Here is a 7,668-nt window from a genome sequence, read left to right as displayed (position 1 = left end):
CCGTTCCGCGGCGCGGGCGCGCTGCGCGTCCAGGTCCTGTTCCTGGCGGCGCTGGATGTCGCCGGCACGCGCGGCCGCGTCGGCCGGCAGGGGTTGCGCGGCCAGGGGGGGGCGGGGAGATCAGTAAGGCGACGAACGAAACGCACAGCGCCAGGCAGACGCTATCGCGCAGGGCGGCCAGCGTGCGGCGCCAGCCGCCTTGCCGCAAGCCATGGCGTTCGCGGCAGGATGCCTCGATACTGCGGGTAAAGAACTGACCGGTAGGCACGATACGAATTCCCGGAGGCCGAGCTTGCCGGCCAATCCAAAACACTTCCTTTTCAACGCGCCGATTATCAACAGCGAGGAAGCGTAAAACCGGGAAAATGCATCACGGGATAACGAAATAAGGCGTGTCCGAGGCCAGACGCCGCCTTCACCCGCCGCTGCCGGGGCAGCGACGGCCTACCACTGACACGAGCCGGCGTCATGCTGCCGGCTCGTGCCGGCCGATCAGGCTTCCGACACCGGCCCGCCGACGTATCCCGGCCGCTTCGCGGCCGTGACGACGATCTCCACCAACAGTTCGGGCGAAGCCAGTTTGGCCTCGCAGGTGGCGCGGGTCGGCAGCGCATTGGCCGGGGCCCACTCGGCCCACACCGCGTTCATGCCGGCGAAATCACGCTCGATGTCCTTGAGCCAGATCTGCACCGACAGCAGGCGCGTCTTGTCGGTGTCGGCGCGCGTCAGGTAGCCGTCGATTTTGGCCAGCACGTCGCGCGTCTGCGCGGTGATGCCGCCTTCGGCCGACGAGGTCACGCCCGCCACGTACACGGTGTCGCCGTGCATCACGATGCGGCTCAGCCGCTCGTTGGAATCCTTGCGCACGATATCAGTCATGGGTGCTGCTCCTTGGAGGTGGATGCCGGCGCGTCCGTGGCGCCGGCGAAACGATCGATGGCGAACGGCGCGATCGGCAGGTCGGTGGCGCCAGTGGTGATCAGGTCGGCCATGATACGGCCGACGATCGGGCCCAGTTCGAAGCCGTGCGCCGAGAAGCCGAAAGCGTGAAAAGCGCTGTCATGGCGGCGGCTGCGGCCGATCACCGGGATCTCGTCGGGCATGGCGGCCTCGATGCCGGCCCAGCCCCGGTTCACGATGGCGTGCCGCATGTGCGGGAACAGGTCGCAGACGGTGCGCGCGCCCTCGGCCAGCGAGCGGAAATCCAGCTCGGTCCATTCGGCGTCGCGGTCGACCCAGGCGCGGCGCCCGCCGCCGATCAGCACGGTGCCATTGGCGCGCTGCTTGAACGACAGCGGCCGGCCGGTGCCCAGCACCACCGCGTCCAGGAAATGATCCATGCGCAGCGTCACCAGCATCATCGGGCTGATGGCGGTCAGCGGCACCGGCTCGCCCCATTCGGCGGCGATACGGTCGGCCCAGGCGCCGGCGCAGTTGAGCACCTGGGGCGCGGTGTAGACGCCGGCGTCGGTTTCGACCCGCCATTGTCCATGCTCATGCGACGTGCGCAGCACGCGCACGCCTTCCAGGAAACGCGCGCCCAGGCTGGCGGCCTTGCGGCGGAACGCCAGCGTGGTGCGGTAGGGGTCGGCGGCGGCGTCTTCGCGCGCGATCAGGCCGCCCTGCACGGTGGGCGTCAAGGCGGGAATCATCGCCAGCAGATCGTCGCGCTCGATCCATTGCTCATGCGTGTAGCCATGCTGCTGCATGATCGCGAGCCGTTCGCGCAGCGCCGCCGCGTCGGCCGCGTTCTCGGCCACGCGCACCTGCCCGTGCTGCTCAAAGCCGCAATCGTCGTCGACCAGATCACCAATGCGATACCACAGCGCGCGCGAGGCCAGCGCCAGCGGCACTTCGGCCAGGTGCCGCGACAGCGTGCGCACGCCGCCCGCATTCACCCCCGAGGCGTGGCGGCCAACGTAGTTCTTCTCGATCACCAGCGCCGGCACGCCGGCGCGCGCCAGGTGCAGCGCGGCCGAGCTGCCGTGCAGGCCGCCGCCGATGACGATGACGGCGGCCGAACGCGAAGCGTCCGTCATGGCGGGCTCCTATTTCTTCAGGCGCACCACCGCCTGACGGGATTCATCGGTCTGCGGCAGCGACGCCAGTTCGCCCAGCGTCAGCGGCTTGGTCGGGAAGCGCAGGCGGTAGTAGCCGACCTCGGGCACCGGCACGCCGCGTTCCTCGGCGATGAGTTCCGACACCGTCAGGCCACAGAAGCGGCCCTGGCACGGCCCCATGCCGCATCGCAGGAAGGCCTTCATCTGGTTCGGGCCGCTGCAACCGAGCTTGACGGTCTCGCGCACCTGGGCGGCGGTCACTTCCTCGCAGCGGCACACGATGGTGTCACCGGTGGGGCGGCGGAAGGTCTCCGGCGCCTTGTAGAGCGTGTCGAAAAATTCGCGTCCGCGTACCGCCCGCGCCAGCGCGGCGCGCGGCGCGGCGGCCTCGTGGTCGCGCCGCGCCGCGTCGATGCGGCCCAGCAGATGCGCGGCCTGCAACGCCGCCAACCGGCCGCGCTGTTCGGCCGCCAGCGCGCCGGCGATGCCGGCCCCGTCACCCGCCATGCCGACGCCGTCGACCGAGGTCAGGCCCCAGTCGTCGACCTCCGGCTCCCAGCAATCCAGCGCCGCGTTCCAGCGGTGCTCGGCGCCGATGGCGCGCGACAGGTTGACGTTGGGCACCACCCCCTGGTGCAGCATCAGTTGCTGCGCCGGCAAGGTCTTGGTTACCCCCGCCGCGGTGGTATAGCGCACGCTTTCCAGCGCGTCCTGGCCCAGCGCTTGCAGCGCCGTCACGCCCTTGACGATGGGCACCGCCGCCTTGACCGCGCGCAGCAGCGACAGCCCCTTGCCCAGATAGGGCGAGCGCAGGAAGTCCCACACCTTGGGCAATGCCTGGCGCAGGCGGCCGGGCGGCGTGGTTTCAAGCAGCGCGTCGACTTTCACGCCAGCGTTCAGGTACTGCCAGGCCACCAGATACAGCAGCGGCCCGCAGCCGGCCAGCACCGTGCGGTCGGCCGGCACCACGCCCGCCGACTTCAGCAGGATCTGCGCGGCGCCGGCGGTGATGACGCCGGGCAGGGTCCAGCCGGGAATCGGGAACGGCCGTTCCTGCGCGCCGGTGGCCAGCAGCAGGCGCCGCGCGTGCAGCACACGCGCCTGGCCCGCCACCGAGTAGGCCACCTCGAACCCGCGTTCCGGCTCGGGCGCGGTACGCTCGGCCACCGCCCACACGGTCGCGCCCGGCAAGTAGCGCGCGCCCGACTGGCGGAAGGGCTCGACCAGCGAGGCGCCGTGCCAATAGTCCGGCCCCAGCACCGTGCGGTCGGTCACCGGCGTGGTGGTGATGGCGCGGTAGATCTGGCCGCCCGGCGCGGGTTGTTCATCCAGCAGCACTGTGTCCACGCCCAGGCGCGCGGCCGTGGTGGCGGCGGCCAGTCCGGCGGGGCCCGCGCCCACTACCAGCAAATCGCATTGCGTCGTTTCGATCATGCCTGCACCTTGCGCGCGCCCAACTGGCGCTCGATCTTCATGCCGTCACGCACGGCCGTCATGCAGCCCTGCTGGTTGGCCTGGCCGTCGATCGTGACCAGGCAGTCGTAGCACACGCCCATCATGCAATAGGGCCCGCGCGGCACCTCGCCCACCGCGGTATCGCGACAGGCCTGCACGCCGCCGGCGAACAACGCCGCGGCCACGCTGTCGCCGGCGCGGCATTGCAGTTCGGCGCCGTTGACCGTCACGCGTACCGGCGCGCCCTGCGCCTGGCGCTGCGCCTCGTCAAGCCTCTTGAACATGGAACCTCCGGGTCGAGAAGGGCGCCATGTCGTCGGCCAATTGGCCGGCGGCGATCATGGGCGCCAGTTTGAACGCGTGCGCGGCGGCCAGGGTGACGCCGCTGTGACAGGTGGCGACGAAGGCGCCGGGGCACGTTTCGGATTGCTGGTAGATGGGAAAGCCGTCCTGCGACATCACGCGCAGCGCGGCCCAGCTGCGCACCACGCGCACCTCCCGCAGCGCCGGCAGCGTGCGCACGGCGCGATCGGCCAGCGTGCCAAGAATGGGCAGGCCCACATGGTTGTCCACATAACCGGCTTCTTCCTGTGAATCGCCGATCAGCCAGGTGCCTTCGTCGGTCTGGCGCAGCGTGGACAGCGGCGTTTCCAGCAGGCGACGGGTGCGCTCCAGCACCACGATCTGGCCGCGCTGCGGGCGCACCGGCACGGCCAGGCCAATCTGTTCGCCCAAGGCCTTGTTGGACAGGCCGCCGGCCAGCACCAGCTTGCGCGCGCGCACCGTGCCGGTGGGCGTGGTGATCTCGAACACGCCGTCGCGCTGCCGGATTTTTTGCGCCGGACAGCGCGGCAGGTAATCCACAGCCCGCTGTGCAAAACTCATGTGCAGCGCCCGCAGCAGCTTGAGCGGGTTGGCGATGCCGTCCACCGGTGTCCAGGTGGCGCCGCGTACCTCGGGGCCGATACCGGGCACCAGGTCCGCCACTTCATTGCGGTCGAGCAGTTTCCAGTCGTACTGCGCCATGCCGGGCTGCGCCAGCAGGGTGCGCATGAAGGTGGCCCGCGCCTGCATTTCCTCGTCGCTCAGCAACACGTGCAGGCCGCCGCGCTGCTCCAGGTGCACGTCCACGCCGGTCTGTTCCAACAGTTCGTCCGCCAGCTGCGGCCACGCGCCAGCCGAGGCCATGGTCCACACGCCATAGCGTGGCAGGCCCATGCCCTTGCTTTGCACCCACACCAACCCGAAATTGCCGCGCGAAGCGCGATAGGCCACGTCGCCCTCGTCCAGCACGGCAACGTGGTCGAGCGCGCGCCGCAGCCCGTAGGCCACGGCAGAGCCGACCAGGCCGCCACCGATCACCACGGCATCGTAGATGCCGCGATGCGCTGGCGCGCGCGGCGCCAGTTGTTTCTCGTCCGTCATTAGCGTCCCTTTCCGACAAACAGCTTTTCCAGGCCCACGAAGCGGTCCAGGATGAAGATGGCGATGATGGTCACGTAGATCAGCACGGCGGACACCGCCGTCACCAGCGGGTCGATGGTGTCCTCGATGTGCAGGAAGATGCGCACCGGCAGCGTGGTGGTCGACGGCGAGGCGATGAAGATCGACATGGTCAGCTCGTCGAAACTGGTGATGAAGGCAATCACCCAGCCACTGACCACGCCCGGCAGCAACAGCGGCAACACCACGCGCCGGAACGCGGTCCAGTTCGACGCGCCCAGCGATTGCGCGGCACGCTCCAGCGCCGGGTCGATGCCGGTGGCCGACGCCAGCACCAGGCGCAATGCGTACGGCATGATGAGGATGACGTGCGCCACCACCAACCCCACATAGGTGCCCGCCAGATCCACGGTGGTGAAGAACTTCAGGAAAGCCAGCCCCAACACGACGTGCGGAATCATCAGCGGCGACAGGAAAAAGGCCACCAGCGCCTCGCGGCCGCGAAAGCGGTTGCGGGCCAGCGCCAGCGCGCTCGGCACCGCCAGCCCGATCGCCAGGGTGGCCGACAATGCGCCCAACCCCAGGCTGAACCAGAACGCCTCGATGAAACGGGGGTTGTCGAGAATGGCGCGGAACCAACGCAGCGACAGGCCGCCGCTGGGCAGCGAGATGAAGCCTTCGGCGGTGAAGGCCACCGCGCACACCATGACGATGGGCGCCAGGATGAACAGGATGAAAACCGTATGGAACAGCAGGCCGATCGGGCCATTGCGGAAGTTCATGTCAGGCCCCCGACGGATTGAAGACCGCGCCATAGCGGCGCTCGATCAACCGGTTGGCCGACAGCAGCACCACCACGGTCGCCACCAGCAACACCACCGCCAGCGCCGCGCCCAGCGGCCAGTTGAGCGTGTTCAGGAACTCGTCGTAGGCGGCGGTCGCCACGTTCTTCAGGCGCCTTCCGCCGATAATCGCCGGCGTGGCGAAGGAGCTGGCCGCCATCGCGAACACCATGATCGAGCCGGACAGGATGCCGGGCATCACCTGCGGCACGATCACGCGCCGGATCACGGTGAACTGGCTGGCGCCCAGCGACAGCGCGGCGGCCTCGGTCGACGGATTGATCCGCTGCAGCGAGGCCCACACCGAGATCACCATGAACGGCACCAGCACGTGCGTCAGCGCAATGCCCACGCCCAGGTTGCTGTACATCAGGTCGATCGGCGTCGAGATCAGGCCAATGCCCATCAGCGCCTTGTTGATCAGGCCGGTGGAGCCGAACAGCAATGCCCAGCCCAGTGTGCGCACCACCACCGAAATCAGCAGCGGCCCCAGCACCACCATCAGGAACAGGCCCTTCCACGGATTGGCCATGCGCGACAGCACGTAGGCCTCGGCCGTGCCCAGAAGCAGGCAGGCCACCGTCACCAGCGCCGCGACGCCGAAGGTGCGGGCGTAGATCTCGTAGTAGTAGCCGTCGCTGAAGATCTCGATGTAGTTCTTCCAGGTGAAGGTGGCTTGCATGCCGCCATAGAACTGGAAGTCGAAGAAACTGATCAGCAACACCAGCGCCATCGGCACCACCAGGAAGGTGGCGTAGACGGCCAGCGCCGGCGCGCTCAACAGCCAGGGGTTGGCGCGCGCGCTCATTGCGGGGACTCCTGGCCGGCCACGGCGCACATGTCTTGCGCGCGCCAGCGCAGATGCACGGTTTCACCTTCGGCCGGCACCGGCACGCCGTCGTTCTGGCGGATCACCAGCACCTCGCCCACCGATGTATCGACCTGGCACAGCCAGTGGTTGCCCTGGAACACGCGCGTCTTCATGCGGCCGGGCAGGGCACAGGCGCCGGCCTCGGCGAACAGGATTTTCTCAGGCCGCACGATTACCGCACCCTGGGGCACCGGCTGGCCCTCCATGGGAATGTGGGCCTCGCCGATGCGCGCGCGCACCTCATCCGCATAAGTCTGCGGCGTCGGCGTGAAGATGTTGGCCTTGCCCAGGAATCCGCCGACAAAACGGCTGTTCGGCGCCTCGTAGGCGGCGAACGGCTCCGCCACTTGCTCGACCCGCCCCTGGTTCATCACCACCACCCGATCCGACAGGGCCAGCGCTTCGGACTGGTCGTGCGTCACCAGGATGGTGGTGGTGCCGACGGTACGCTGGATGCTGCGCAGCTCCAGCTGCATTTCCTCGCGCAGCTTGGCATCCAGATTCGACAGCGGCTCGTCCAGCAGCAACACGCTGGGCCGGATCACCAGCGCACGCGCCAACGCCACGCGCTGCTGCTGGCCGCCCGACATGCGCGCCGGATGGCGGTCGGCCAGGTGCGCCAGGCCCACCAGCTTGAGCGCCTCGGCCACGCGCGCCTGCCGTTCCTGCTTGCCGACGCGCTGCATCTCCAGGCCGAACGACACGTTCTCGGCCGCGGTCATGTGCGGAAACAGCGCATAGTTCTGGAACACCATGCCCAGCCCGCGTTTGTTGGCCGGTATGCGACTGACGTCCTTGCCGTCGAGCACGATGCTGCCGCCGCTGGGTTCGACGAACCCGGCGATCATCTGCAAGGTGGTGGTCTTGCCGCAACCGGACGGTCCCAGCAGCGAGATGAACTCGCCCCGCTCGACCGACAGGCTCAGGTCTTCCACCGCCGTCAGGTCGCCGTAGCGCTTGGACAGGCGGTTCAATACGAGATAGGTCATGGATGCTC

8 protein-coding genes are annotated in these 7,668 nt (G+C 68.7%); all 8 read right to left on the bottom strand.

Features of this window, described 5'->3' with window-relative positions; all coding sequences use genetic code 11:
- Positions 1-492: 492 nt before the first annotated feature.
- Genes HV701_RS23840 through HV701_RS23805 form a run of 8 tightly spaced genes read right to left on the bottom strand, consistent with a single transcriptional unit; the run spans position 493 to position 7,660 of the window.
- On the bottom strand, positions 493-879 hold the full coding sequence (locus HV701_RS23840; protein ID WP_175135479.1) for a RidA family protein: 387 nt from the start codon (positions 877-879) through the stop codon (positions 493-495).
- The gene (locus tag HV701_RS23835) at positions 876-2,039 is read right to left on the bottom strand and encodes an NAD(P)/FAD-dependent oxidoreductase (protein ID WP_175135478.1); all 1,164 of its coding nucleotides are present in this window, start codon (positions 2,037-2,039) and stop codon (positions 876-878) included. The genes HV701_RS23840 and HV701_RS23835 overlap by 4 nt, the downstream gene beginning before the upstream one ends.
- A gap of 9 nt (positions 2,040-2,048) precedes the next feature.
- On the bottom strand, positions 2,049-3,494 hold the full coding sequence (locus HV701_RS23830) for an FAD/NAD(P)-dependent oxidoreductase (RefSeq protein WP_175135477.1): 1,446 nt from the start codon (positions 3,492-3,494) through the stop codon (positions 2,049-2,051).
- Entirely contained in the window at positions 3,491-3,799 is a 309-nt protein-coding gene (locus HV701_RS23825; RefSeq protein ID WP_175135476.1) for a (2Fe-2S)-binding protein, read from the bottom strand. Before HV701_RS23825 ends, HV701_RS23830 begins: the two co-directional genes overlap by 4 nt.
- Complete coding sequence (locus tag HV701_RS23820) at positions 3,783-4,940, bottom strand: NAD(P)/FAD-dependent oxidoreductase (protein ID WP_175135475.1); 1,158 nt, start codon at positions 4,938-4,940, stop codon at positions 3,783-3,785. The genes HV701_RS23825 and HV701_RS23820 overlap by 17 nt, the downstream gene beginning before the upstream one ends.
- Positions 4,940-5,740, bottom strand: a complete 801-nt coding sequence (locus HV701_RS23815) for an ABC transporter permease (protein ID WP_175135474.1) — start codon at positions 5,738-5,740, stop codon at positions 4,940-4,942. The genes HV701_RS23820 and HV701_RS23815 overlap by 1 nt, the downstream gene beginning before the upstream one ends.
- 1 nt (position 5,741) lies before the next feature.
- A complete protein-coding gene (locus HV701_RS23810; protein WP_175135473.1) occupies positions 5,742-6,608 on the bottom strand; it encodes an ABC transporter permease in 867 nt (288 codons plus the stop codon).
- Complete coding sequence (locus HV701_RS23805; protein WP_175135472.1) at positions 6,605-7,660, bottom strand: ABC transporter ATP-binding protein; 1,056 nt, start codon at positions 7,658-7,660, stop codon at positions 6,605-6,607. The genes HV701_RS23810 and HV701_RS23805 overlap by 4 nt, the downstream gene beginning before the upstream one ends.
- Positions 7,661-7,668: the final 8 nt, after the last annotated feature.

This window comes from Achromobacter pulmonis (assembly GCF_902859765.1).
Taxonomy (GTDB): Bacteria; Pseudomonadota; Gammaproteobacteria; order Burkholderiales; family Burkholderiaceae_B; genus Achromobacter; species Achromobacter pulmonis.
The sequence above is the reverse complement of the archived record's forward strand: the minus strand, read 5'-3'. Positions and strand labels throughout refer to the sequence as shown.

Excerpts from the sequence above, each read along its gene's own strand:
- HV701_RS23840 (WP_175135479.1), bottom strand. The coding sequence starts at position 879 with ATGACTGATATCGTGCGCAAGGATTCCAACGAGCGGCTGAGCCGCATC.
- HV701_RS23835 (WP_175135478.1), bottom strand. The coding sequence starts at position 2,039 with ATGACGGACGCTTCGCGTTCGGCCGCCGTCATCGTCATCGGCGGCGGC.
- HV701_RS23830 (WP_175135477.1), bottom strand. The coding sequence starts at position 3,494 with ATGATCGAAACGACGCAATGCGATTTGCTGGTAGTGGGCGCGGGCCCC.
- HV701_RS23825 (WP_175135476.1), bottom strand. The coding sequence starts at position 3,799 with ATGTTCAAGAGGCTTGACGAGGCGCAGCGCCAGGCGCAGGGCGCGCCG.
- HV701_RS23820 (WP_175135475.1), bottom strand. The coding sequence starts at position 4,940 with ATGACGGACGAGAAACAACTGGCGCCGCGCGCGCCAGCGCATCGCGGC.
- HV701_RS23815 (WP_175135474.1), bottom strand. The coding sequence starts at position 5,740 with ATGAACTTCCGCAATGGCCCGATCGGCCTGCTGTTCCATACGGTTTTC.
- HV701_RS23810 (WP_175135473.1), bottom strand. The coding sequence starts at position 6,608 with ATGAGCGCGCGCGCCAACCCCTGGCTGTTGAGCGCGCCGGCGCTGGCC.
- HV701_RS23805 (WP_175135472.1), bottom strand. The coding sequence starts at position 7,660 with ATGACCTATCTCGTATTGAACCGCCTGTCCAAGCGCTACGGCGACCTG.